General features: G+C 74.1%; 22 protein-coding genes. 13 read left to right on the top strand and 9 right to left on the bottom strand.

The features are described from left to right. The first annotated feature begins 39 nt into the window (after window positions 1-39). Entirely contained in the window at window positions 40-441 is a 402-nt protein-coding gene (locus tag ACIGG8_RS09435) for a cytochrome C oxidase subunit I (protein ID WP_396546666.1), read from the top strand. Between the two features lie 89 nt (window positions 442-530). On the opposite strand, the gene ACIGG8_RS09430 is transcribed toward ACIGG8_RS09435, so the two are convergent. After that, window positions 531-2,186, bottom strand: coding sequence for a cytochrome bc complex cytochrome b subunit (locus ACIGG8_RS09430; RefSeq protein WP_396546665.1), 1,656 nt, complete (start codon window positions 2,184-2,186; stop codon window positions 531-533). Between the two features lie 376 nt (window positions 2,187-2,562). On the opposite strand from ACIGG8_RS09430, the gene ACIGG8_RS09425 reads away from it, so the two are divergent. The 3 genes from ACIGG8_RS09425 to efeB all read left to right on the top strand — a co-directional run bounded on the left by ACIGG8_RS09425 (window position 2,563) and on the right by efeB (window position 6,678). Then, window positions 2,563-2,883 (top strand): hypothetical protein, encoded by a 321-nt coding sequence (locus tag ACIGG8_RS09425; protein WP_350520314.1) that lies wholly within the window; start codon window positions 2,563-2,565, stop codon window positions 2,881-2,883. Between the two features lie 298 nt (window positions 2,884-3,181). Further along, window positions 3,182-5,257 carry an iron uptake transporter permease EfeU gene (gene efeU / locus ACIGG8_RS09420; protein WP_396546664.1) on the top strand — a complete coding sequence of 692 codons (2,076 nt, stop codon included), beginning with the start codon at window positions 3,182-3,184 and terminating at the stop codon, window positions 5,255-5,257. After that, window positions 5,257-6,678 carry an iron uptake transporter deferrochelatase/peroxidase subunit gene (gene efeB, locus ACIGG8_RS09415; RefSeq protein ID WP_396546663.1) on the top strand — a complete coding sequence of 474 codons (1,422 nt, stop codon included), beginning with the start codon at window positions 5,257-5,259 and terminating at the stop codon, window positions 6,676-6,678. Before efeU ends, efeB begins: the two co-directional genes overlap by 1 nt. An 89-nt stretch (window positions 6,679-6,767) precedes the next feature. On the opposite strand, the gene ACIGG8_RS09410 is transcribed toward efeB, so the two are convergent. After that, window positions 6,768-8,153 carry a sensor histidine kinase gene (locus tag ACIGG8_RS09410; RefSeq protein WP_396546662.1) on the bottom strand — a complete coding sequence of 462 codons (1,386 nt, stop codon included), beginning with the start codon at window positions 8,151-8,153 and terminating at the stop codon, window positions 6,768-6,770. Further along, entirely contained in the window at window positions 8,150-8,830 is a 681-nt protein-coding gene (locus ACIGG8_RS09405; RefSeq protein ID WP_396546660.1) for a response regulator transcription factor, read from the bottom strand. Before ACIGG8_RS09405 ends, ACIGG8_RS09410 begins: the two co-directional genes overlap by 4 nt. A gap of 177 nt (window positions 8,831-9,007) precedes the next feature. On the opposite strand from ACIGG8_RS09405, the gene ACIGG8_RS09400 reads away from it, so the two are divergent. Beyond that, the gene (locus ACIGG8_RS09400; protein WP_396546659.1) at window positions 9,008-10,489 is read left to right on the top strand and encodes a glutamate synthase subunit beta; all 1,482 of its coding nucleotides are present in this window, start codon (window positions 9,008-9,010) and stop codon (window positions 10,487-10,489) included. An 80-nt stretch (window positions 10,490-10,569) separates the two neighbouring features. Here the strand turns inward: ACIGG8_RS09400 and ACIGG8_RS09395 are convergent, their stop codons facing one another. Then, window positions 10,570-12,057, bottom strand: a complete 1,488-nt coding sequence (locus ACIGG8_RS09395; protein ID WP_396546657.1) for an MFS transporter — start codon at window positions 12,055-12,057, stop codon at window positions 10,570-10,572. 123 nt (window positions 12,058-12,180) lie between these two features. Between ACIGG8_RS09395 and ACIGG8_RS09390 the strand changes: the two genes are divergently transcribed. From ACIGG8_RS09390 to ACIGG8_RS09375, 4 genes are all read left to right on the top strand, one after another. Beyond that, window positions 12,181-12,960 (top strand): TetR/AcrR family transcriptional regulator C-terminal domain-containing protein, encoded by a 780-nt coding sequence (locus ACIGG8_RS09390; protein ID WP_396546655.1) that lies wholly within the window; start codon window positions 12,181-12,183, stop codon window positions 12,958-12,960. Beyond that, window positions 12,947-13,459 carry an isochorismatase family protein gene (locus tag ACIGG8_RS09385; protein WP_350520306.1) on the top strand — a complete coding sequence of 171 codons (513 nt, stop codon included), beginning with the start codon at window positions 12,947-12,949 and terminating at the stop codon, window positions 13,457-13,459. The genes ACIGG8_RS09390 and ACIGG8_RS09385 overlap by 14 nt, the downstream gene beginning before the upstream one ends. Before the next feature lie 223 nt (window positions 13,460-13,682). Further along, window positions 13,683-14,333, top strand: coding sequence for a HEAT repeat domain-containing protein (locus tag ACIGG8_RS09380; protein WP_396546764.1), 651 nt, complete (start codon window positions 13,683-13,685; stop codon window positions 14,331-14,333). Between the two features lie 3 nt (window positions 14,334-14,336). Then, window positions 14,337-15,353, top strand: coding sequence for a MerR family transcriptional regulator (locus ACIGG8_RS09375; protein ID WP_396546653.1), 1,017 nt, complete (start codon window positions 14,337-14,339; stop codon window positions 15,351-15,353). Between the two features lie 88 nt (window positions 15,354-15,441). Here ACIGG8_RS09375 and ACIGG8_RS09370 read toward each other — a convergent pair whose 3' ends face one another. Then, window positions 15,442-15,807: a cytochrome P450 gene (locus ACIGG8_RS09370; RefSeq protein WP_396546652.1), complete on the bottom strand. Its 366-nt coding sequence runs from the start codon at window positions 15,805-15,807 to the stop codon at window positions 15,442-15,444. A 504-nt stretch (window positions 15,808-16,311) separates the two neighbouring features. Here ACIGG8_RS09370 and ACIGG8_RS09365 point away from each other — a divergent pair. Then, window positions 16,312-16,809 carry a hypothetical protein gene (locus ACIGG8_RS09365; RefSeq protein WP_396546650.1) on the top strand — a complete coding sequence of 166 codons (498 nt, stop codon included), beginning with the start codon at window positions 16,312-16,314 and terminating at the stop codon, window positions 16,807-16,809. Window positions 16,810-16,879: 70 nt separating this feature from the next. Here ACIGG8_RS09365 and ACIGG8_RS09360 read toward each other — a convergent pair whose 3' ends face one another. Next, window positions 16,880-17,050, bottom strand: a complete 171-nt coding sequence (locus ACIGG8_RS09360; RefSeq protein ID WP_396546648.1) for a hypothetical protein — start codon at window positions 17,048-17,050, stop codon at window positions 16,880-16,882. A gap of 311 nt (window positions 17,051-17,361) precedes the next feature. Continuing rightward, the gene (gene murQ / locus ACIGG8_RS09355; RefSeq protein WP_396546646.1) at window positions 17,362-18,399 is read right to left on the bottom strand and encodes an N-acetylmuramic acid 6-phosphate etherase; all 1,038 of its coding nucleotides are present in this window, start codon (window positions 18,397-18,399) and stop codon (window positions 17,362-17,364) included. 61 nt (window positions 18,400-18,460) lie between these two features. On the opposite strand from murQ, the gene ACIGG8_RS09350 reads away from it, so the two are divergent. After that, window positions 18,461-19,084: an endonuclease gene (locus ACIGG8_RS09350; protein ID WP_396546645.1), complete on the top strand. Its 624-nt coding sequence runs from the start codon at window positions 18,461-18,463 to the stop codon at window positions 19,082-19,084. Between the two features lie 100 nt (window positions 19,085-19,184). Here ACIGG8_RS09350 and ACIGG8_RS09345 read toward each other — a convergent pair whose 3' ends face one another. Together ACIGG8_RS09345 and ACIGG8_RS09340 are read right to left on the bottom strand one after the other, a co-directional pair. Continuing rightward, the gene (locus tag ACIGG8_RS09345; protein ID WP_396546643.1) at window positions 19,185-19,865 is read right to left on the bottom strand and encodes a DUF6445 family protein; all 681 of its coding nucleotides are present in this window, start codon (window positions 19,863-19,865) and stop codon (window positions 19,185-19,187) included. Window positions 19,866-19,923: 58 nt separating this feature from the next. Continuing rightward, window positions 19,924-20,598: a TetR/AcrR family transcriptional regulator gene (locus ACIGG8_RS09340; RefSeq protein ID WP_396546641.1), complete on the bottom strand. Its 675-nt coding sequence runs from the start codon at window positions 20,596-20,598 to the stop codon at window positions 19,924-19,926. 178 nt (window positions 20,599-20,776) lie between these two features. Between ACIGG8_RS09340 and ACIGG8_RS09335 the strand changes: the two genes are divergently transcribed. After that, window positions 20,777-22,225, top strand: coding sequence for an MDR family MFS transporter (locus tag ACIGG8_RS09335; RefSeq protein ID WP_396546639.1), 1,449 nt, complete (start codon window positions 20,777-20,779; stop codon window positions 22,223-22,225). A 104-nt stretch (window positions 22,226-22,329) separates the two neighbouring features. Then, the gene (gene mca / locus ACIGG8_RS09330) at window positions 22,330-23,262 is read left to right on the top strand and encodes a mycothiol conjugate amidase Mca (protein ID WP_396546637.1); all 933 of its coding nucleotides are present in this window, start codon (window positions 22,330-22,332) and stop codon (window positions 23,260-23,262) included. Window positions 23,263-23,289 lie beyond the last annotated feature (27 nt).

The following is a 23,289-nucleotide window of genomic DNA, read 5'->3' as shown; positions in this document are numbered from 1 at the left end:
CGGCCGACCAGGCGGGACGACTCGACACGAGGAGCGGTCATGGGTGGCAGGCAGCGTCCGCCGAGAGCACGGAACCCCCGCCAGGGCAGGCCCGCCGGGGCGGGCCGCCGGGCGGACTCCCGGGTGGGGCTCGCCCGCATCGAGGGCTTCCTGGCCTGGGAGGCGGAGGTCGCGGCGGCCGAGCGGGACGCCCGCGCCTTCGCCGGACAGTTCCCCTGGCTCCCGGCCGCGGAACGGGAGGGCCTCGAACAGGCCTACACCGCCGACCGGCTGCGCTACGCCGAGGAGGTCGTGGACCGCGCGGTCGAGCGCTGCCGCCGGCTGGCCGCCCGCTACCGCAGCGAATGCCGCCGGATCTGCACCCGCTGGGCGGCGCTCTGCCTCTCCGTCACCATCGCGGCGGCGCTGTTCGCCGTCGTCCCGGCGGCCCTGCGGGGCTGAGCCCGTCCGGTCCGCACGACCGACACGCAGGGCGAGGGCCCGCCGTGCCGTTGCCGGCGCGGCGGGCCCTCGCCCTGCCCGGGAGCTGATCAGTGGTGGCCGTGGCCGCTGGTGACCTCCTCGTGCTCCTCGGCGGTGGGCTTCGGGATCTGGCTGCCCCGGCCGTAGAAGCCGCGGGACAGCTTCACCCGGGCGCGGGTCCACAGACCGGTCTTGCGGACCACCCCGTTCTCGTCCACCTCCGGCGGCAGGACCCCGGGCTGCGGCTGGTCGTGCGACGTGAGGGTGTAGAGCCGGCCCGGCGACAGCGGGTCGTGGATCTCGACGTACTCGCCGTGCTGGAGGCGCTTGATGACGCCGGTCTCCCGGCCGTGCAGCACCTTCTCCTTGTCCCGCCGCTGCAGGCCCAGGCACCAGCGCTTGACGATCACGAAGACGACGATCGGCACGACGAAGACGCCGATCCGCACCGCGTAGGTGATCGCGTTGATCGACAGGCGGAAGTGGGTGGCCAGCAGGTCGTTGCCGCCGCCGGCCAGCAGGACCAGGTAGAGGCCCATCCAGGCCGCGCCGAAGGCCGTGCGGACCGGGGCGTTCCGCGGCCGGTCGGCGATGTGGTGCTCGCCGCGGTCCCCGGCGGCCCAGGCCTCCACGAACGGGTAGGACCAGACGCCCAATAGGACGAGCGGGAAGACCATCAGTGGGATGAACACCCCGAGGTTGAGGGTGTGGCCGCCCCAGACGCTGACCTCCCAGCCGGGCATCACCCGGATCAGGCCCTCGGAGTAGCCCATGTACCAGTCCGGCTGGGCGTCGGTGGACACCTGGTCGGGCCGGTACGGGCCGTACGCCCAGATCGGGTTCACCGTGGCGATCGCCGACATGACCGAGACCACGCCGAAGACCAGGAAGAAGAAGCCGCCCGCCTTGGCCGTGTAGACCGGCAGCAGCGGCATGCCGACCACGTTGTCGTTGGTCCGGCCGGGCCCGGAGAACTGGGTGTGCTTGTGGTAGAAGACCAGGATCAGGTGTGCCGCGAGCAGGCCCACCATGATCCCCGGGATCAGCAGGATGTGGACGGTGAACAGCCGCGGGATGATGACGAAGCCCGGGAACTGGCCGCCGAAGATGAAGAACTGCAGGTAGGTGCCGACGATGGGCACGGCCAGGATCGCGCCCTCCATGAACCGGATGCCGGTGCCGGAGAGCAGGTCGTCCGGCAGCGAGTAGCCCATGAAGCCGTCGAACATGCCGAGGAACAGCAGCGCCGCGCCGAAGATCCAGTTGATCTCGCGCGGCTTGCGGAACGCGCCGGTGAAGAAGACGCGCATCATGTGCGTCAGCATCGCGGCGACGAAGACGATCGCCGACCAGTGGTGGATCTGGCGCATCAGCAGGCCGCCGCGGATGTCGAAGCTGATGTCGAGCGTCGAGGCGTAGGCCTGGGACATCTCGATGCCCCTGAGCGGGACGTACGTCCCGTCGTAGATGACCTCGCTCATGCTCGGCTGGAAGAACATGGTCAGCCAGACGCCGGTGAGGATGATGATGACGAAGGTGTAGAGCGCGATCTCGCCCAGCATGAAGGACCAGTGGTCCGGGAAGATCTTGCGCAGGTTGGCCTTGGCCAGGGAGTAGATGCCGAGCCGGCCGTCGGTCCAGTCGGCCAGGGACTCGGCCGCGTTCGCGGGCTTGGCGCGGGTGCTGGTCACCGGTCCCGGCTGCGACTGCTGGTCGGCTCTCACGACGTGCTCCCCGGCGTCCTCGACGTGCCGGACCGGAGCCCCGTCGGCGGGAACGGCGGCCGGCGAAGTGTTGTGATCATGGGACCTCTCGATACGGGCCCGCCGGTCGGACCGGCGCGCGGACCTGCGCGGCCCGCTGGACCCGTTGCTCAGGGTGATGGAGCGCTTACTCTGTCATGCTGTCGGCAGGGGGCCGACTGTGCACGTCCATCGGCCCGTCCGGCCGTGCGTGTCGGTCCGGACGGGGGTTCCTGACGCCCGATCGGCTGGCCGCCGGTCGGTCCAACGGGTGCCGATGCTGCGGTCGGGTGCCACTGGAGCCGTTCGGCGCGCGCCGTGTCCCGGGGTCGCGCGGTCCGCGGCCTACGCTGCGCCAATGGTGGATCACCGTGAACTCTTCGAGGACGTCACCGAGGCCCTGGCCCGGGCCGGGTTCGACACCGCGCCGGGCGCCTCACCGCTGTGGATCGACCACCACCCCGAGGGCGTGGTGGTCGGCTGGACGCCGGGCGCGGAGCCGGACGGACCGCCCACCCGGGAGGCGCGCGCGGCGGTGAGCGGCGCGGCCGCGCTCGTGCTGCGCGAGCGCGGCTACCTGGTCGCCGAGACGGAGGCGGGCGACCTGCTGGTGCGTTGCGCCGAACCGGTGACGGTCCCGGCCGAACCGGAGCCGGTGCCCGAGCAGTGGTGGGGGTGACGGCCGGGCGGCGACGAGGGCGCGCCCTGCGTCGTCGGCGCTGACGGCGCTGACGGCGCTGTCGGCGTTGACCGGCCCAGGGCGCCGACCGAGTCGGGAAGCGCATGGAGGTTCCCATACCGAACCCTTACCTGAAGCGGGGGTGCAGTTGACCCGCGCGCCTCTAAGGTTTGCCTAAGCTAAGCCGCAACGCCCCGGACCGCCGTGTCCGGGGCGTTCGGCCGTGCCGCCCCACCGCCACCGCGGCGGGGCGAGGACAGGTGACGGCCCGGCACGGCCCGGGGGAGGAGCCCGCTGCATGTGGGATGAGGCGTTTCCCAGCTTCCTGATCGGGCTGCGCGAGGGGCTGGAAGCCGGACTGATCGTGTCGATCCTGGTCGCCACGCTGGTCCGGGCCGGCCAGAAGGGTCGTCTGCCCCAGGTGTGGACGGGCGTCGCGGCGGCCCTGGCGCTCAGTCTGAGCTTCGGCGCCGTGCTCACCTTCACCGCCGCCAACCTCTCCGGCCGCGCCCAGGAGGCGTTCGGCGGGGTGCTCAGCCTCGTCGCGGTCGGCTTCGTCACCGCCATGGTGTTCTGGATGCGCCGCTCGGCCCGCACCCTCTCCGCCGAGCTGAAGGAGAAGGTCAGGGCCTCGCTGGCGATGGGCGCCGGCGCGCTGGTCCTCACCAGCTTCCTCGCGGTCGCCCGCGAGGGCCTGGAGACCTCGCTCTTCCTGTGGACCAACGTGCGCACCGCCGGGGAGTCCACCGGCCCGCTGATCGGCGCGGCCGTCGGCCTGCTGCTCTCCACCGGGCTGTGCTGGGGCCTGTACCGGCGGGCGCTGACGATGAACCTCACCCGGTTCTTCACCGTCACCGGAGCCGGTCTGATCGTCGTCGCGGCGGGCGTGCTCGGCTACGGCCTGCGCGACCTCCAGGAGTCCGGCCTGGTCGGCGGGCGCGGCACGTACGCCTTCGACCTGAGCGGGCACCTGGACGCCGCGTCCTGGTACGCCACGCTCGTCCAGGGCACGCTCAACCTGACCGCCACCATGACGGTCCTGCAGGTCGTCGGCTACGTCGCGTACCTGGGCATCGTGATGACGATGTTCATCGAGGGCGTCCGGGGCGGTGCGGCCACGCCGGCCGCGGCACCGGCAGCGACGCCGGCCGCGGGTTCCGCTGCCGGTTCCGCGGCGGCCGCGCCCGTCGAGGGGAAGGCGGAGCCGGCCCGTGCCGGCCGTCCGCGCTGGGTGCTGCCGTCCGCGCTGGTCGCCGTGCCGGTCGTGGTGGCCGGAGCCGTGATCGCGGTCAGCGACGGCAAGCCGGCCGGCTCCGCCACCGTCACCGTCTCCGAGCGGGACTGCGGCAAGGGCTTCGGCACACCCCGCCCCGGCCAGCAGGTGTTCCAGATGCACAACGCCGGCGACAAGGTCTCCGAGGTGTACCTGGTGAACCCGGGCACCGGTGCCGTCTACGGCGAGGTCGAGGGCCTGGCCCCCGGCACCACCAGGGCCCTGACCGCCACCATCGGCGCGGGCGACTACGCCTGGCGCTGCGTGCCCACCGGCGGGAACGCCGTCACCTCCGCCGCCGTGCACATCAGCGGCGGCAGCGAGGTCAAGGCCGTCAAGCCGGTCGCCGAGGACGACCTCCAGGGCCCGCTCGACAGCTACCGGGGCTACGTCGACCAGGGCCTCGCGACCCTCATGACGCAGACCCAGAAGCTCCAGAGCGACGTGCACTCCGGCGACCTCGCCGCCGCCAGGGCCGACTGGCTCACCGCGCACCTGCAGTACGCCTCGCTCGGCGCGGCCTACGGCACCTTCGCCGACCTCGACGGCAAGATCGACGGGCGCCCCGACGGCCTCCCCGACAAGTACCGGGACCCGGGCTTCACCGGCTTCCTGCGCCTGGAGTACGGCCTCTGGCACGGCCAGTCCGCCGCCGAGCTGACGCCCGTCGCCGACGAGCTGGCGCAGAACGTCGCCAAGCTGGTGCACGACTTCCCGGCGCAGGACTTCGACCCGGCCGACCTGCCGCTGCGCGCCCACGAGATCCTGGAGAACACCCTCCAGTTCGAGCTGACCGGCGACACCGACATGGGCAGCGGCACCAACCTGGCCACCGCCCAGGCCGACCTGGCGGGCACCCAGGAGCTGCTGACCCTGCTGCAGCCGCTGCTCGACGAGCGGGACCCGCAGCTGCTGGTCCGGGTGAACGCCGGGATGAAGCGGGTCGGCGACCTCGTCGTCGCCGCCCGCACGCCCGAGGGCTGGACCCCGGTCGACCGGCTGCCCGCCGACACCCGCCGTCAACTCGACGGCGCCACCGGCCAGCTGCTCGAAGACCTCGCTCCGATCCCCGCCCTGCTCGAAATCCGGAAGGCCGCCTGATGACCGACGACACCGCAGCCGCCGGCTCCTGCCCGTACCCGCACAGCACCGTCCGGGACGCCGCCGAGGGCGCCGCTCAGGCCACTGCTGGGGCCGGTGCCCAGGCCAGGGCCCGGACCGGTGCCCAGGTCGGGGCCCAGGCCTCCGCCGGGGCCGTGTCGGAGAGCGGTTGCCCGGCCCGTCCGGCCCGGCGCAGCGTCGTCCGGGCCGCGCTGGGCGCGGGGGCCGGAGCGGCCGCGCTCGCCGGCGGCGCCCTCACGCTCGGGGCCGGCCCGGCCTCCGCCGGGGACACCCGGCAGTCGGCGAGCGGGGCCGTCCCGTTCCACGGCGCCCACCAGGCCGGGATCACCACCACGGCCCCCGCGCACGCGGCCTTCGTCTCGTGCCAGGTGATCGCCCAGGACCGCAAGGGCCTCGAAGACCTCCTCCGGACCCTGACCGAGCGGATCCGCTTCCTCACCGCCGGGGGCACCCCGCCCGACCTCGGCGTCGGCGCGCCGCCCTCGGACAGCGGCATCCTCGGCCCGACCCTCCCCACCGACAACCTGACCGTCACGGTCGGCGTCGGGGCCTCCCTCTTCGACGACCGCTACGGGCTCGCCAAGGCCAAGCCGCTCAAGCTGACGCCGATGAAGACCTTCCCCAACGACAACCTGCAGGCCGCCGAACTGCACGGCGACCTCTCGCTGCAGATCTGCGCCGACCGCCAGGACACCGTGCTGCACGCGCTGCGCGACATCACCCGGCACACCCGGGGCGCGCTGCAGATCCTCTGGCGGATCGACGGCTTCCAGAACCAGTCCCGGCCGGACGGCGCCCAGCGCAACCTGCTCGGCTTCAAGGACGGCATCGTCAACCCCGACACCGGCTCGGCCCGGGAGACGGACCGGCTGATCTGGGTGAACGGCGCGACGGGCGAACCCGCCTGGGCCGCCGGCGGCAGCTACCAGGTGATCCGGATCATCCGGATGCTGATCGAGTTCTGGGACCGCGTCACCCTCACCGAGCAGGAGAAGATGTTCGGTCGCCGCCGCGACACCGGCGCTCCGCTCGACGGCCACCGGGAGACCGACGCACCGGACTACGCCAAGGACCCGGACGGCAAGGCGATCCCGCTCGACGCGCACATCCGCCTCGCCAATCCGCGCACCGCCGACACCGACGACTCGCGCATCCTGCGCCGCGGCTTCAACTACGACCGGGGCATCGACAAGGCGGGCAACCTGGACATGGGCCTGGTGTTCTGCTGCTACCAGCAGGACGTGGTGCGGCAGTTCGAGGCCACCCAGACCCGGCTCATCGGGGAGCCGCTGGTGGACTACATCTCGCCGACCGGCGGGGGGTACTTCTTCGTCCTGCCCGGGGTGAAGGACGAGGCCGACTGGCTCGGGCGGGGACTGCTGACGTCCGTCTGGGTCTGACGTCCGGCCGGTTCCCGGGTTCGGGGGCCGGGCTCGGCGGCGCACCGGGCCCGGCCTCGGCGTCGATCGGGGCCCGGCCTCCGGGCCCGTCAGCCGCCGAGCGTGAAGCCGATCACCGCGCCGCCGCCCTCGCGGTTGGCGGCGAAGGCGGTGCCGCCGTGCGAGCGGGCCACCTCGTGCACGATCGCCAGGCCCAGCCCCGAACCGGGCAGGCTGCGGGCGGCGGTGGCCCGGTAGAAGCGGTCGAAGACCCGGTCGAGGTCGGCCTCGTCGATGCCCGGGCCGCGGTCGCGCACCTCCACCCGCGGGCCGCGCACCACCACCTCGATCGGGCCGGCGCCGGCCGGGTCGAACTTGGCCGCGTTGTCCAGCAGATTGCCCACCGCGCGGGCCAGCGCGTCCGGGTGGGCGGTGACCACGGTGTCGTCCGCGTCCACCAGGATCTCCCGGTCGCTGCGCCGGCGGGCCTGGGCGGCGGCCCCGCGGACCACCTCGGCCAGCACCACCTCGGTCGGCGGCCCGTCCGACCTGCGCTCCGCGGCGAGCGCCACCAGCTCCTCGACCAGCTGGGTCAACTCCCGTGCCTCATCGGCCAGATCGGCCATCAGAGCAGCCTGCTCGGCGGGCGGCAGCCGGTCCAGGGCGGGCAGCACGGCGAGGTTGGTGCGCAGGCTGGTCAGCGGGGTGCGCAGCTCGTGCCCGGCGTCCTGGACGAGGCGGCGCTGGTTCTCCTTGGCGGTGGCGAGCCGGACCAGCATCCGGTCGAAGGCCCGGCCGAGCCGGCCCACCTCGTCCGATCCGGCGGCCGGCACCGGGACGTCCAACCGCCCGCTCGCGGCGACCAGCTCGGCCGCCTCGGTGAGCCGCACCAGCCGGCTGGTGATCCGTCCGGCGAGCAGCCAGCCGGCTCCGCCCGCGATCAGCGCGACGACCGCCACCAGGGCGGAGGTGCGGACCCGCAGGGCGGCCAGCAACTGCTCGGTGGGGCCGACCTGCTGGATGATCTGGACGGCGCCGCGGTGGCCGCCGAGCGACACCACGCCCACCCGGAGGGTGTCCCCGTGCAGCCGGCGCAGCCCGGTCACGGTGCGGCCGGGCTCGTCGGCCCGGGCGAGTTCGAGGTCCGTCGGCGTCGACGGCAGGTCGAGCCGGGCGGTGCCGGGGAGCAGCCGGGCGTCGGGGGCGAGCGCCTGCGAGGTCACCCGGATCGGGCGCAGCAGGTCGTCGCTCAGGCCGCTGGGGCCCGCGAAGTCGCCCGGGAAGAGGGTCTCCTGCGAGGCCTGCCGGGCGACGGAGTCGACGGCCGCGCCGAAGTCGGCCGTCTCGTCGTCCGTGATCAGCCGGGCGGCGGCGTGGTAGCCGAGCGCGCCGATCAGGACCGCCACCAGGGCGGCGATCGCGGCGAAGGCGAGCGAGAGGGTGGTGCGCAGGCCCAGGCGCGGCAGGCGCGGGCGGCGCGGCCCCGGGCCGGTCACGGCTCGCGCAGCGTGTAGCCGACGCCGCGGACGGTGTGGATGAGCGGGGTCAGGCCGGGGCGGTCGAGCTTGCGGCGCAGGTAGCCGATGAAGACGGCGAGGTTCTTCGAACCGGGGCCGAAGTCGTAGCCCCAGATCCGCTCGTACAGGGTGGCCTGGTCGAGGACGGCGCCGGAGTGCCGGGCCAGTAGTTCCAGCAGGTCGAACTCGGTGCGGGACAGCTCCAGCTCCTCGCCCGCCCGCCAGGCCCGCCGGGCGGGCGGCTCGACCCGCAGGTCGGCGACGCTCAGGACCTCGGCGGTCGGGGCGTTCCGGTCACGGCGCAGCAGGGCCCGCAGGCGGGCGAACAGCTCGTTCACGTCGAAGGGCTTGACCAGGTAGTCGTCGGCCCCGGCGTCCAGCCCGGCGATGCGGTCCGGGACCTCCACCCGGGCGGTGAGCATCAGCACCGGGGTGCGGTCGCCGGCGGCGCGCAGCCGGCGGCAGACCTCCAGGCCGTTCGGCTCGGGCATCATCACGTCGAGCACCAGGACGTCCGGGCGCTGTTCGGCGAGGACGGCCAGGGTCTGGGTGCCGTTCGCGGCGATCCGCACCCGGTAGCCCTCCAGCATCAGCGCGCGGACGAGCGAGTCGCGGATGGCCCGGTCGTCCTCGGCGATCAGCACGGTGTGGGTCATGACGGAGATTGTCCCTGGCGTGCTCACGGCGGATTCGCGCGGGTCGGAGGGGATGTCGGGCGGGTGCGACCGGCCGCCTCTTCCGCGTGCTCATTCGTGGGCGTACGGTGGCCACACGGTGGCGTGCCGCCGGGTGGGCCGCCTGGTCAGTGTCGGCACGCCCTGCCGGAGGCCGCGATGGCAGACCGGATGGCCTTCTTCACCACCCCGCGCGCGGAGCGGGCGCGGCGGGACGCGCGGGAGCGGCTGGGGGACTGGCGGGAGGTGTACCGGCCGGGTGCGCTGCTGCCGGTGGTCGGCGGGCAGGCGGAGCGTTGCATGGACTGCGGGCTGCCGTTCTGCCACAACGCCTGCCCGCTGGGGAACCTGGTGCCGGAGTGGAACCAGCTGGTGGCGGCGGAGGACTGGCGGGCGGCCGCGGCCCGGCTGCTGGCGACCAACAACTTCCCGGAGTTCACCGGGCGGCTCTGCCCGGCCCCCTGCGAGAGCGCCTGCGTACTGGCGATCGACGGGGCCGCGGTGACCATCAAGAACGTCGAGCTGGCGATCGCCGACCGGGCCCTGGACGAGGGCTGGGACGGGCCGCACCCGCCCGAGCGGGTCGGCGGACGGGGCGGCGGGCGGCGGGTCGCGGTGATCGGATCGGGCCCGGCCGGGCTGGCCGCCGCCCAGCAGCTGACCCGTGCCGGGCACGCCACCACGGTGTACGAGCGGGCCGACCGGCCGGGCGGGCTGCTGCGGTACGGCATCCCGCCGTTCCGGCTGGAGAAGCACCGGCTGGAGCGGCGGCTCGACCAGCTGCGGGCCGAGGGCACCACGTTCCGCACCGGGGTGTGGGTCGGCCGGGACGTGCCGGGCGAGGAACTGCGGGCCGAGTACGACGCGCTGGTCGTCGCGGTGGGTGCGACGGCCCGCCGGGAGCTTCCGGTGCCGGGGCGCGAACTGTCCGGGGTGCACCAGGCCATGGACTACCTGACCTGGGCGAACCGGGTGGACGAGGGCGACTGCGCGGCCTCGCCGCTCTCCGCCGAGGGCCGCCACGTGGTGATCGTCGGCGGCGGGGACACCGCGGCCGACTGCCTGGGCACGGCGCTGCGCCAGGGCGCCGCCTCGGTCACCCAGTTGGACATCAACCCGCGCCCGCCGGAGCGCCGGGCGCCCGGGCAGCCCTGGCCGGTCCATCCCAAGGTGTACCGGGAGACCACCTCGCACGAGGAGTCCGGCGCCGCCGCGGCCGGACCCCGGGTCTTCGCGGCGGTCACCGTACGCTTCGAAGCGGGCCCGGACGGCCGACTGGCCGCCGTCCACCTGGCCGAGGCCGAGCCCGCCGACCGCAGCCCACGGGCCGGCACCGAGCGGATCCTGCCGGTGCAGCTGGCCCTGCTCGCCCTCGGCTTCACCGGGCCCGAGCCGGACCAGCGGCTGTTCGCCCAACTCGGCCTCGCCACCGGGCCGGAGGGCACCCTGACCAGGGATGACGGCTTCGGCACCACAGCGGAGGGCGTGTTCGTCGCCGGGGACGCCGGGCGCGGACAGTCGCTGATCGTCTGGGCCATCGCCGAGGGGCGGGCGGCCGCTGCGGCGGTGGACCGCTACCTGCGCGGGCGGACCGAACTCCCGGCGCCGATCGCGGCGTCGACCCGGCCACTCACGGCGTGAGCGTGCCGCTGGGCCCCGCGGGCCCGGGGCGTCGGTGTCGGGAGGTGGGTCCCCGGCGGTCGGAGGGCGAGGGGTCCGCTTCATGCGCTGGTCTCCGCGGCCGGTTCGGCGGCTGGTGAGGCGGCCTGTTCGGCGGTCGGCTGCATGGCCGGTTCGGACGACGGTGGCGCGGGGTGTGCGCGCTGGTCGTAACGCCAGAGCGCGGGGAGCGCGGCGGGCAGGAGCGCGGCACTGCCGAAGCAGAGCAGGCCGCCGGTCCGCAGCGCGGTCCGGATGCCCTGCCGGGCGGCGAGGCCGCCGGCCCGGAGGTCCCCCAGGGCCGGCCCGGCGGAACCGATCAGCATCTCCAACCCGGCGGCACGGCCCCGGAGTTCGTCCGGGACGGACTGGTTCCAGATCGCGCTGCGGAAGGTGTCGCCGATCCAGTGCGCGCTGCCCGCGACGACCAGGCAGAGCAGGACGCCCCACAGGCCCGGGGCGAAGGAGGCGGCAGCCGTCGCCGCGCCGACCAGGGCGGCGGAGAGCACGACCAGTCGGCCGTGCCGGTGCACCCGCTCCGTCCAGCCGCCGGTCGCCGCGGCGATCAGGCCGCCCACCGCACTGGCCGAGTAGAGCAGGCCGAGCGCCCAGGTGGCGTCCAGGTCCTCGGCCAGGAACGGGAACAGCGCGGTGGGCAGCGCGAAGACGGTGGCCGCGAGGTCGGCCAGGTAGGTGCCGATCAGGTCGGGCCGCCGGGCGGCGTACCGGGCGCCCTCGACGAACTCGCCCAGCCGGGGCTTCTCGGCGTCCCGCTCCGAGGGGACGCGACGGGTCCGGGTGAGCAGGGCGATCGAGAGCAGGAAGGTGCCGAGGTCGACCAGGAAGGCGGCCGGGACCCCGGCCGTCGCGATCAGCAGACCGGCGGCGGCGGGGCCCACCACCCCGCCGACGCTCCAGCGCAGAGAGAGCAGTGCCCCCGCCGCCACCAGCTGATCGTGCGGCACCAGCCGCGGGATCATCGCCTCGACCGAGGGCTGCTGGATGCCCTGCATTGCCGCCGCCAGCCCGGCGGCGACGTAGAGCGGCCAGACGGCGGGGGTGCCGAGCAGGGCGTTGGCCAGCAGCAGGGCGCTGAGCACGGCCAGTGCCACCTCGGAGACCAGGGCGACCGTGCGGCGGTCCGCCCGGTCGGCGAGGACGCCGCCGTAGAGGCCGAACAGGACGGTGGGCACGAGTTCCACCACGCCGACCGCACCCACGGCCCACGGTGAGCCGGTGAGGTCGGCGATCTGCAGGGGGATCGCCGTCATGGTGAAGATCGAGCCGAACAGGGTGATCGTGCCGGAGGTCCAGACCAGGCGGAAGTCCCGGGAGGACCGCCAGGGGGCGGTGTTCGGGAGCAGCCGGAACCGGAGGCGGTCGGGCGGGTCGGGCGAGCCGTGGGCGTCGGGTGTGCCGGGCGTGTCGGGGGCGTCGCGCGCATCGGGGGCGTCGGGCGTGTCGGGGGCGTCGCGCGCATCGGGGGCGTCGGGCGCGTCGGGGGCGTCGCGCGCATCGGGGGCGTCGGGCGCGTCGGGGGCGGAGGTCATACGGGGGTCGGTCCCTTCGTGGCTGTCGCCGCGACAGCCGTCCTTATCGCTGATAAGTTCCAGCTCGGGAACTTATCGGCGATAAGGTGGACCTGGCAAGCGATTAACCCGGGAGGCGAACGGATGGCGCTGCAACGCGACGAGGTGGTGCGCACCGCGCTGCGCCTGCTCAACGAGGAGGGCATCGAAGGGCTGACCACCCGCCGGCTCGCCCGCGAACTCGGCGTCCAGTCACCGGCGCTGTACTGGCACTTCAAGAGCAAGCGGGAACTGCTCGACCTGATGGCCGAGGCGATGCTCGCCGAGGCGCTCCCGCCCGACCGCGAACCGGATCCGGAGCGCTGGCCGGAGTGGATCGCCGCCGACGCCCGCGCCAAGCGCAACGCCCTGCTCGCCTACCGCGACGGCGCCCGGGTGCACGCCGGCACCCTGCCCACCGAGGAGGAACTCCCCGCTGTCGAGGCCCAGTTGAGCGCCCTCTGTCGGGCCGGGCTGCGCCCGCGCACGGCGCTGCGGCTGCTGCTGACCGTCGACCGGTACATCATGGGCTGGGTCACCGAGGAGCAGGCGTGGCAGCAGGACGCCGCGGACCGCGAGCGGCCGCCGTTCCCGGACGACGCGCTGCGTGAGCTGCCGCTGCTGCGCGAGGCGGTCGACGTGCTGCGGATGACCGACCACGACGCCGACTTCGAGTACGGGTTGCGCGTGATGATCGAGGGGTTCCGGGCCGAGATCGCCCGGGAGTCGGCCCCGTCGGCGCCCGAGGCGCCCGAGGCACCCGAGGCACCCGAGGTGCCCGAGGCGCCCGAGGCACCCGAGGTGCCCGAGGCACCCGAGGCACCCGAGGTGCCCGATTCGGGTGCGCCGGGGAGTGGGCTAGGTTGGCGTCATGACCACCCTTGATCCCCGCAGCACGGCCCTGGTCCTGATCGACCTGATGGACCGGATCGTCGCCAACCCGCTGGCACCGCGCCCCGGTTCGGACGTGGTGGCGGCCTCGTTGGAGCTCGCCCGGTCCTTCCGCGCCGCCGGTGCCCCGGTCGTCGCCGTCCGGGTCGAGCGGCCGAACGTCGCGGAGCAGCCGCCCGGGAGCGAACTGCTCGCGGAGGTCGAGGCGGTGGCCGACGAGGTGGTGGTCAAGCGCACCATCGGCGCCTTCCAGGGCACCGGGCTGCACGAGCTGTTCCGGGAGCGGGGCGTGGAGACCCTGGTGTTCGCCGGGATCGCCACCAACCTCGGGGTGGAGTCGAGCGCCCGCGCGGCCGCCGACCACGGCTACGAGCTGGTGTTCGTCGAGGACGCGATGGCCGCGCTCACGGCGGAGGAGCACCGGGCGTCGGTGGAACTGGACTTCCCGCGCCTCGGCGCAGTCGTGACGACGGGGGACCTCCGGCTGGGCTGAAGCCCGGCGGCGGCGCTCGTTGCGGAAGGCCGCTTCCCCGCGACCGCTGCTCCGCGACTGCTTCCCCGCGACCGCTGGTCCGCGACTGCGGTCCGGCTCCGCTTGACCTTGACACGGTGACAAGGCCTTCACTGTGGCCGAGGAGGTGGTCCGGATGACCATGTCGACGGAGAATACGACCACGGACACGGCCACGAGCACGGCCACGGCCACGAGCACCGCCATGGCCATGACTCCGGCCCTCCGGGCGCTGGAGCACGACGCCCCGTCGGTCCGGTTGCAGGCGGCGCTGGCGATCGGCACGACGCCCGACCCGGGGTCCGTGGGCAGGCTGATCGAGCGGTGCGCGGTCGAACCCGACTTCTCCGTGCGCGAGATGCTCACCTGGGCACTCACCCGCCACGCGGCGGGGACGACCGTCCCGGCGCTGCTCGACGAGGTCCGCTCGGAGCGTGCGCAGGCACGGAGCCAGGCCCTGCACACGCTCTCCAAGATCGGGGACCGGCAAGCGTGGCCGGCGATCACGCCTGCGCTGCTGTCCGACGCCGACGAGGAGGTGGCCCGCAGCGCCTGGCGGGCCGCGGTCGTGCTGGTGCCCGAAGGTGCGGAGCACGGGCTGGCCGTAGGGTTGGCCACGCAGCTCGGGCGCGGCGACCGCGCGACGCAGCTGAGCCTCAGTCGGGCGCTGATCGCGCTCGGGGAAGTGATGCTGCCGGTCCTCGGCGCCGCCGGGACGGATCCCGACCCCCTCGTGCGCGCGCACGCGATCGCCACGGAAGGGTTGTGGCGGGACCCGGACGCGGGATTCGAGTTCGCGATCGAGGAGGCGAAGCGCGTCGTCGCGCTCGGCGGGGCTGACAAGGAGGGCCGGTAGGCAGTGTTGATCGGTGACGTCGCGCAGCGGTCCGGGGTCAGTGCCCGCATGCTCAGGCACTACGAATCGCTCGGTCTGGTCCGGCCGTCGGGTCGGACCGACTCCGGCTACCGGGAGTACTCCGAGGAGAACATCCGGCGGATCTTCCACATCGAGAGCCTGCGCTCACTGGGGCTGTCGCTGAGCGACGTCGGACGCGCCCTCGACGATCCCGGCTTCGCGCCCGCCGAGCTCGTCGATGACCTGATCCACCGGACGCTGGACCGCATCGCGGCGGAGACGGAGCTGCTCACCCGGCTGCGGCGGATCGGTGCCGCGGAGCCGGGCGGTTGGGAGGGCGTCCTCAGGATCGTCTCGCTCCTCCAGGCACTGGAGTCGAACAACGCGGGGGCGCGGCAGCGCGCCGCGCTGTCCGCGGTCTCCGCCGCCGAGGAGACGTCCGTACCGGTGGAGGCCCTGGCCGAGGCGGTGCTGGGCGAGTCGGACCCGAACGTCGCGGGAGCCCTCCGCTGGGCCCTGGCGCAGTCGGGCGAGGATGCGGTCGCGCCGTTGGCGAAGGGGCTGGGCTCGCCCGAGGCGGCGGTGCGCGAACGTGCCGTCCGGTCCGTCGCCGAGCTCCCGACCGACGGGGCGACCGCGGTGCTGAGGGACGCCCTCGCGCACCCCGACGTCGTGGTCCGCGGGTACGCGGCCCTGGCGCTCGGCGAACGCGGAGTGGCCGACGCGGTCCCGACGCTGATCGACATGATCGTCGGGGCGAGGAACGACGCCGACGCGGCCGACGCGCTGAGCACCTTGGCGGCTGACCCCGTGTCGGCGGACCGGATCGCCACCGGGCTCGTCGACCGCCTCGCCCTCGGCACCACCGGCACGCCGGCCCGCCGACGGCTGACCCAGGCGCTCGCGGACATCCCGGGCAGCACGGCGTCACGCGCCCTCGCGGGGCTGGCCCGGGACGACGACCGCGCCGTGGCGCTCACCGCCACCTACGTGCTCACCCTGCGCGACGACGCGCCGTAGCCGCGGTGCGCCGTAGTCGCGGTGCGGGGTGGCCGGGGAGTGGGCCAGCCGTGGAGTGGGGCAGGCGCGGCGGTACAGGGGCCGGAGACTACGCCGCCCGCGGGCTCACCAGCATGCGGATGTCGTCGGCGGCCCGGAGGACGAACCGCTCGATCGGGACCACCGGGTGGCCGGGCACGGGCCGGAAGCGGAAGCGCTTGAGCAGGACGGCCAGCAGCAACAGCGCCTCGACGGTGGCCAGTCCGGCCCCCTCGCAGCCGCGCGGGCCCAGGCCGAACGGGATCCAGGCCAGCCGGGGGCGGCCGGCCGAAGCTCCCGTTGGAGTTCGACGGGCCCGCCGGAGGGCAGGGCGGCCCAGCGGTCGGCGAGTCCGGTCGCCAGGGCCGCGAAACGGGCGAAGTGCCGTTCGTGCGAGGGCCGTCCGGCCAGGACCGTGAGCAGCAGCCGGCGCCACGGGGTGTGCTCCGCGGCCGGGAGCACCTGGAGGTTTCCCGCCTCGAACAACGGGTCCAGGAAGGAGAAGAGCCGCTCCGGCCGCTCGTCGAGGTGTGCCGTGGCCTCCAGCAGCACCGGGTCGGCGATCGACACGGCCGTCCCGGCACCGGGCAGCTGGAAGCGCGCGACCGGTCCGAACTCGGCGTGCAGCCAGAGCTGGTAGGCGTGCAGCCCGCCCGCCCGCGCGATGGCGCCCACCCCGCCGTCCGGCCGGGGTTCGGGACCGGGGATCTTCATCGGACCTCCTCCTGACGACCCGTCGGATTCTGCCCGCCACCGCGCGCCACTGCTGCGGACACCGGGGCGGCGTTCCGGGCGCGTCACCCGCAGGGGTGGTCCGGAGTGATGCGCCGGACGCGGTCCGGCCGGCGGCCTACGCTGGGACGCGCCGGAACCACCACCCGGATGCTTCAGAAGGAGTCCCGTGCCGCCCTGCGACCCCGCACACGCTCCCGTAGGCGATGTGAGTGCAGCACTGCTGGTGATCGACTCCCGGCTCAGAGCCGTCTACGACGGGAAGAGCGGGACCGACCCGGAACGGCAGCGGATGGTCGACGAGATCGTCGCGTCCTTCGGCCCCACGGAGGCCGAGGAACTGCTGGAAGGCGTCTGCACGCTCATCTACATGTACATGAAATGGCTGCGATCGGCGTTCGAGGAGCACGACGAGGACGCGGTCGACCACGTGGTGCCCAGCCTGGTGGCCACGATGCGGATGATGCCGAGGACCTTCTGTGCGGAGGTGGTCCCCACGATGGCCGCGCTGCTCATCGCGGCGGGGAGCGGCCTTAGTCCGACGCTGTGGCGCGCCCAGTACGGTCCCTGGACGGAGGCCGAGATGAACCCCCTGGAGGCCACCGCGGTCCTGCTCGCCGAGTACATCAACCGGATCTCCGGCAACGGCAACGACTTCGCCATCCGGCTGGTCGGCGACGCGCTGGCCGCGCTGGACCGGGACTGACCCGGTCGGTTCGCGCAGTCGTCGCCGCCGCAGCCACCGCCGTCGCCGGCCCGCCGAGGGGCCGGTCGGCTCAGCCGTGGGTCGGTTCGCGGGTCTGCGTGTGACCCCCCGAGGTCGAGGCGCCGCTGTCGCCGCTGTCGTCGAGCGCGACGGCGGACGTCGGGGCGTGCAGGTCGTGCGCCGTCGTGATGGGCAGCAGGGCGGCGGCGACGACCAGGAGTGCGGATATCCGACGGATCATCAGTGTCCGATCAGTTGCTGGTACCTGGCCGGTGCAGCATGGCACACGCGCCGCTCGCGGAACAGGGTTCGTGGCGGTGGCGGTGGCGGTGGCGGTGGCGGGAGCGGGGGTAGCGACGTACAGGCTGTCGGACGGCATGCCGACGGATCCGGCGGCGTGGACGGACTGGCTCGCCTGCGTACGGGAGGCTCTGGCCGAGGATCCCGCGGTGATCGGGGAGCCGCCCGCGGAGGCCTGACGGGTCCGCAGTGCCGTACGGGTTCGCCGTTCCGTATGCGGGTCCGCAGTTCCGTACGGGTCCGCCGTTCCGTTCAGGCCGGGCCACCCGGAGGGAGCAGCGTCGGTACGGGCCGGCTGTCGCGGGCTGCCCTCAGGGCCTCGCGCAGGTGGCCGTTCGCGGTGGTGAGGAGCCGGGCGGCGGTGGGGGCGTCCACGTCGGCGAGCAGGAGCAGGATGGCGTCCTTGGCCCGCCCGTCGGTCGCGCCGAGGGCGTGCCTGATGCTCAGGTCGTCGGCTCCGGTGGCCTCGGCGACGATCCGGCGGGCGCGCTCGCGCAGCTTGGTGTTGGTGGCCCGGAGGTCGACCATCAGATTTCCGTACGTCCGGCCGAGGCGGACCATCACGGCCGTCGACACCATGTTGAGCACCAGTTTCTGTGCGGTGCCCGCCTTGAGCCGGGTCGAGCCGGCCAGCACCTCGGGGCCGACTTCCACCTCGACGGCCAGCTCGGCGGCGGCAGCCAGTGCCGAGCCGCGGTTGCAGGCCAGTCCGACGGTCAGGGCGCCGACGGCCCGTGCGGCCCGGACGGCCGCCACCGCGTACGGTGTGTGCCCGGAGGCGGAGATCCCGACCAGGGCGTCGGCGGGGGTGAGGGCGATCGCGGCCACGTCGGCCTCGGCGAGGTCGGGGCGGTCCTCGGCGCCCTCGGCGGCCTGGGTCACGGCCGTACGGCCGCCTGCGATCAGGCCGACGACGAGTGCCGGGTCGGTGCCGAAGGTCGGGGGACACTCGGCGGCGTCCAGCACTCCGAGCCGGCCGGCCGTTCCCGCCCCGGCGTAGACCAGCCGTCCGCCGTGCGCCATCCGGGCGGCCACCGCGTCGACCACGGTGGCGATCCGCTCCAGCTGCCCCCCGACGACGGCGGCGACCGTGCGGTCCTCGGCGTTCATCAGGCGGAGCAGTTCGGCGGTGGGCAGTTCGTCGATCGAGGCCCACTCGGGGCGGATCGTCTCGGTCGGCGGCACGGCGGGCCGGTCATGGTGGTCGTGGTTCGTCGGGGCGTGGTCCCGGCGGCCGTGGTCGGTCGGGCCGAGGCCGGTCGAGGGCCGGTCGGTTGCGTGCTTGTCCATGCGGCCAGCGTCCCCTGGTGCGAAGGGTCCGAATCCGGGCAAGCGTGGGAGGGAGGAGGTGATGGCCGTGGAGACGACCGTTTCCGAGCTGCTGGACCGGTTCGGCCGCACCTACGCGGAGGAGGCCGGGATCACGCTGCGCGACAAGCCATCGCCGCTCTACCGGCTGCTCGTCCTGACCGTGCTGTGCTCCGTGCGGATCAGCGCCGACACCGCGACGGCGGCGGCGCGCGAACTGTCGGCCGTCGGGCTGCGGACGCCGCGCGCGATGGTCGGTGCCCGACGTGGCACGCTCATCGCCGCGCTCGGCCGGGCCCACTACGTGCGGTACGACGAGAGCACCGCCACCGCGCTCGGGGAGGGCGCCGAGCTGCTGCTCGACCGTTGGCGCGGTGACCTGCGGCGGCTGCGGGAGGAGGCCGGCGGCGAGTCGGGGCGGATCGGGGAGCTGCTGCAGGAGTTCCCCCGGATCGGGCCGGTCGGGGCCGGGATCTTCCGGCGCGAGGCGCAGGCGGTCTGGCCGTCACTGCGGCCGTACTTCGACGAGCGGGTGCTGACGGAGGCCCGGACGCTGGGGCTGCCGACGAGCCCCGCGGGGTTGGCGGCGCTCGTCGGGGCGAAGGACCTGGCCCGGTGGGCGGCGGCGCTGACGCGGGCGAGCCTCGCGCACGTCGGGGCTCCCTGAGCCGCCCGGCGGCGTGCGCCGCGGCGTAGGGCCGTCGAGCCGGCGAGCCGTCGAGCTGCCGAGCCCGGCAGGGCCGTTGCGCCGTCGGGCCGTCACACCGTCAGGCCATCCAGAAGAACACCGCCGTCATCCGGCGCTCCGCCAGCTCGTTGCCGTAGTAGCCGGTGGCGCTGTGGATCAGGTTGGCGTTGTAGAGCAGCAGTTGGTTGTAGCGGTTGGGGACGCGGACGTCTTCGACGAAGTGGTCGGCGGGCACGCGGCGGGTGCCGAGAGCCTCGACGAGGTTGTTGTGCGGGGCGTCGACCACGTTGCCGCCGAGGCGGCCGCCGGGGAACTGCTGGCGGTAGAAGCTGGTGCCGGCGTCCTTGGGGGCGCCCGGGCTGAGGTAGAGCACGGCGGCGTAGCGGCAGAGCGCGCGGGAGTCGGTGTGCGGGCGGGACTCCGACTCCCCGGCGCCGACCAGCTGGACGCAGTTGTGGTTGAGCGTGCCGCCGCCCGGGGTGCTCTGCACCCAGAGCCGGGAGGCGCCGGTGGCCTTGCGGACCAGGGCCTCGACCCGGGCCAGTTCGTCGGGCTCCAGGCCCGGCATGGTGCGCAGGCCGGGCCAGGTCTCGGGGCGGTGCGGGTATCCCTCGGTCCACTCGCCGCGGGCCAGGCAGCGCTCACGGACGGCGTCCGGATCGGGCAGGACGTCGTTCAGGACCCAGTAGTCACGGCCCCGGGTGGGCTTGCGGTACGGCAGGACCGGCAGCGTGGTGGGCCTGATGGGCTGTGAGGGCATGGGCCGACGATAGAGGCGGTGATCGTCAATCTTCTGCCGTGAGCAGGTCAACCTTTCGTCAAGGGTTCTCCGTTCCGGCCGGACCGCCGGGTTCCCGTACGGCGAAGCCGCCCAGCGCGCCCTCCAGGCGGTCGTAGGCCTGCACGGCCGAGGGGCGCACCGCGGCGGCGATCGCGGCGGGCGCCTCGTCGGCCAGGACGCGACGGAGCACCTCGGTGAACACCGCCCGGTCGACGGCGGCGAGCAGCGCGGCGGCGACCCGGCTCTCGAAGCCGACGGGTCTCTCGTGCACGGCCTCGGCGAGCGCCTCGGCGAGGGCCGTCTCGCTCTGCTCGTGCACCTCGCGCAGCCGGGCGACCAGGGCGGGGCTGTCGAAGACCGTGCGGACGAACGCCGGGCCGGAGAAGCCGAGCCGGGCGTCGTGGCGGTCGATCCCGGCCAGGCAGTCGCGGCGCAGCGCGGCGAGCGCGGACTCGCCGGGCGCGCGCTCGGCGACGGCCCGGGCGAGCCGGCCGACGAGCTCCTCGTGCAGGTCGAAGAAGAGGTCCTCCTTGCGCGGGAAGTGGTTGGTGACGGTCATCTTGGCGACGCCCGCGGCGGCCGCGACCTCGGCGATGGTCGTCCGGTCGAAGCCCTGCTCGATGAAGAGCCTGGTCGCGGCGTGCGAGATCGCCTCGCGGGTGCGGCGCTTGTTGAGCTCGCGGAGGTTCGGCGTGGTCCCTGTCTCGGTCATGGCGGGGAGCCTAGCGCAGGTCAATGGGTCGGGTACAGGAATTAGGCTTGACCCAATCACTGTGTCCGTCCTAAGTTCTTCTCGGGCGGTCGGGGTGACCGCCGGGGCGACCGCCCGCCGGAGTGACATCCGGAGGGTCGGAGGGCGGTTCGCTCAAGGGCTGCCAAGGGGAGGGCGCATGACCACATCCGTCACTGCGAAGGGCCGCGGGGGAGTCCGCGCACCGGAGCCGGAGGCGATTCCGCCGGGCCTGTGGAAGATGGCCTCGGTACTCGCGCTGGGCCCGATCCTGGCGCTGCTGGACGCCACGATCGTGAACGTCGGCATCGACTCCGTCGGCCGCGATCTGCACAGCTCGATCGCGGCGGTGCAGTGGGTGGCCACCGGGTACCTGCTGGCGATCTCGTTGACCATGCCGCTCTCGGGCTGGGCCGCCGGCCGGTTCGGGGCCCGGCGGGCGTGGCTGGCCTCGGTCGTCCTGTTCGTCCTCGGATCGGCGCTGTGCGGCCTGGCCTGGTCGACGGGCAGTCTGATCGCCTTCCGGGTGCTGCAGGGGATCGGCGGCGGGATGATCCAACCGCTCGGCCAGGCGATCATCGTACAGGCGGCCGGGCCGTCCAGGGTCGGGCGCGTGATGGGCACCCTGATGCTCCCGATCAGCCTGGCGCCCGTCCTGGGGCCGATCCTCGGCGGGCTGGTGCTGGAGCACCTCGACTGGCGGTGGATGTTCCTGCTGAACATCCCGGTCGGGTTGCTGACGCTGCTGCTGGCCGCCCGCTGGCTGCCGGCCGACGAGGCGTCCGAGGCGCCGAAGCCCCGGCTGGACGTGACCGGCCTGCTGTTGCTCTCGCCCGGCCTGACCGGACTGCTCTACGGGTTCTCGACGATCGGTGACGGCGGGTCGGTCGGCTGGGCCGTCCTCGCCACGGGGGCCGTGCTGGTGGCGGTCTACGGCGGGTACGCGCTGCGGCTGGGGCGTGGCGGTGTCCGGACGCCGCTGATCGACCTGCGGCTGTTCGCCCGGCGCGGCTTCTCCGTGGCCACGGCGAACAGCTTCCTGCAGGGCGCCGCGCTCTACAGCTCGATGTTCCTGGTGCCGCTCTACTACCAGCAGGTGCAGCACGCCGGGGCGGTGGAGGCCGGACTGCTGCTCGCACCGCAGGCCCTCGGCACGGCGGTCACCGCGATGCTGGCCGCCCGAATAACCGACCGCTTCGCGCCCCGTCCGCTGATCATGATCGGTATCGCCTGCTCGCTGGTCGGCACGCTCGCCTTCACCCGGCTGGGAAGCGGCTCCGATCCCGCTCACTGGCTGATCGCCGGCTCGCTGGCGCTGCGCGGCGCGGGCATGGGAATCATCGCGATCCCCGGCCTGGCGGCGGTGTACGGGAGCGTCGAGAAGGCCCAGGTCCCGGCGGCGGCCGGCGCGGTCAACGTGCTGAACCGGGTCGGCGGGGCGCTCGGCACGGCCGTGCTGACGCTGGTCCTCCAGCAGGCGCAGCACGGTCATCCGGAGCGGCCGGGCGCGGCCTTCGGGGAGACCTTCTGGTGGGTGCTGGCCCTGTCCGCGCTGGCGATCGCACCGGCCTGGCTCTACCCGAACACCCGTAAGAACACCGATGCCTGATTAGTCGTCAGTCACGTCCTCCCGGTCCGCGGCCCTTGAGTGGCCGCCCTGGACCGACAGTCCTTCGGTCGACTGATCGACCCCTCGATCCCATGGAGGTCCCCGTGTTCACCAAGCACCCCGGTGATCTGCGCCTGCTCACCGTGCACGCGCACCCCGACGACGAGTCGAGCAAGGGCGCGGCCACCCTCGCTCGTTACGCCGCCGAGGGGGTGGAGGTCCTGGTCGCCACCTGCACCGGCGGTGAGCGCGGCTCGGTGCTCAACCCGGCGATGGACCGCCCCGAGATCCGGGCCGACCTCGCCCGGATCCGGCGTGAGGAGATGGCGGCCGCCCGGGAGATCCTCGGGGTGCGCCAGCAGTTCCTCGGTTTCGTCGACTCCGGGATGCCGGGGCCGGACGAGCCGCTGCCCGAGGGCTGCTTCGCCGCCCAACCGCTCGACGTCGCCGCCGCGCCGCTGGTCGCGCTGATCCGCGAGTTCCGTCCGCACGTGGTGATCACCTACGACGAGACCGGCGGGTACCCGCACCCGGACCACGTGATGACCCACCGGGTCACCGTGGCGGCGTTCGAGGCCGCCGCCGATCCCGCGCGCTACCCCGGGGCGGGCGAGCCCTGGCGGGCCTCCAAGCTCTACTACCACCTGGCGCTGTCCCGGGCCTGGTTCCAGGCGCTGCACGACGGCATGACGCAGCGCGGCGTCCCGTCGGCCATGGGCGAGTTGCTCGCCGAGTGGCCCGACACCCCGCCCGCCCTGGCGACCACCACCAGGATCGCGTGCGCCGAGCAGTTCGCCGTACGGGACGCGGCGCTGCTGGCGCACGCCACCCAGGTCGCCCCGGGAGTCGCGTTCATGGCCCACCCCCGGGACATCGAGCGCGAGGTCTGGCCGACCGAGGACTACCATCTGGCCCGCAGCCTGGTGCCCGCAGCCGACGAGGCGGACGGAGCGGACGAGGCAGGCGGGGCCCTCGGGGTGGGCAGGGTCGAGAGCGACCTGTTCGCCGGTCTGCGGACGCGAGAGGGGGTGGGATGAGCCCGGAGCCGGAGCCGGAGTCGGGGT

Origin of the sequence: Kitasatospora sp. NPDC085464 (assembly GCF_044541955.1) — a bacterium.
Classification (GTDB): domain Bacteria; phylum Actinomycetota; class Actinomycetes; order Streptomycetales; family Streptomycetaceae; genus Kitasatospora.
The sequence above is the reverse complement of the archived record's forward strand: the minus strand, read 5'-3'. Positions and strand labels throughout refer to the sequence as shown.

Excerpts from the sequence above, each read along its gene's own strand:
- ACIGG8_RS09395 (WP_396546657.1), bottom strand. The coding sequence starts at position 12,057 with ATGACCTCCGCCCCCGACGCGCCCGACGCCCCCGATGCGCGCGACGCC.
- ACIGG8_RS09425 (WP_350520314.1), top strand. The coding sequence starts at position 2,563 with ATGGTGGATCACCGTGAACTCTTCGAGGACGTCACCGAGGCCCTGGCC.
- ACIGG8_RS09340 (WP_396546641.1), bottom strand. The coding sequence starts at position 20,598 with ATGACCGAGACAGGGACCACGCCGAACCTCCGCGAGCTCAACAAGCGC.
- ACIGG8_RS09385 (WP_350520306.1), top strand. The coding sequence starts at position 12,947 with ATGACCACCCTTGATCCCCGCAGCACGGCCCTGGTCCTGATCGACCTG.
- efeU (WP_396546664.1), top strand. The coding sequence starts at position 3,182 with ATGTGGGATGAGGCGTTTCCCAGCTTCCTGATCGGGCTGCGCGAGGGG.
- murQ (WP_396546646.1), bottom strand. The coding sequence starts at position 18,399 with ATGGACAAGCACGCAACCGACCGGCCCTCGACCGGCCTCGGCCCGACC.
- ACIGG8_RS09390 (WP_396546655.1), top strand. The coding sequence starts at position 12,181 with ATGGCGCTGCAACGCGACGAGGTGGTGCGCACCGCGCTGCGCCTGCTC.
- ACIGG8_RS09400 (WP_396546659.1), top strand. The coding sequence starts at position 9,008 with ATGGCAGACCGGATGGCCTTCTTCACCACCCCGCGCGCGGAGCGGGCG.
- ACIGG8_RS09360 (WP_396546648.1), bottom strand. The coding sequence starts at position 17,050 with ATGATCCGTCGGATATCCGCACTCCTGGTCGTCGCCGCCGCCCTGCTG.
- ACIGG8_RS09335 (WP_396546639.1), top strand. The coding sequence starts at position 20,777 with ATGACCACATCCGTCACTGCGAAGGGCCGCGGGGGAGTCCGCGCACCG.
- ACIGG8_RS09405 (WP_396546660.1), bottom strand. The coding sequence starts at position 8,830 with ATGACCCACACCGTGCTGATCGCCGAGGACGACCGGGCCATCCGCGAC.
- ACIGG8_RS09435 (WP_396546666.1), top strand. The coding sequence starts at position 40 with ATGGGTGGCAGGCAGCGTCCGCCGAGAGCACGGAACCCCCGCCAGGGC.
- ACIGG8_RS09345 (WP_396546643.1), bottom strand. The coding sequence starts at position 19,865 with ATGCCCTCACAGCCCATCAGGCCCACCACGCTGCCGGTCCTGCCGTAC.
- ACIGG8_RS09350 (WP_396546645.1), top strand. The coding sequence starts at position 18,461 with ATGGCCGTGGAGACGACCGTTTCCGAGCTGCTGGACCGGTTCGGCCGC.
- ACIGG8_RS09380 (WP_396546764.1), top strand. The coding sequence starts at position 13,683 with ATGGCCATGACTCCGGCCCTCCGGGCGCTGGAGCACGACGCCCCGTCG.
- efeB (WP_396546663.1), top strand. The coding sequence starts at position 5,257 with ATGACCGACGACACCGCAGCCGCCGGCTCCTGCCCGTACCCGCACAGC.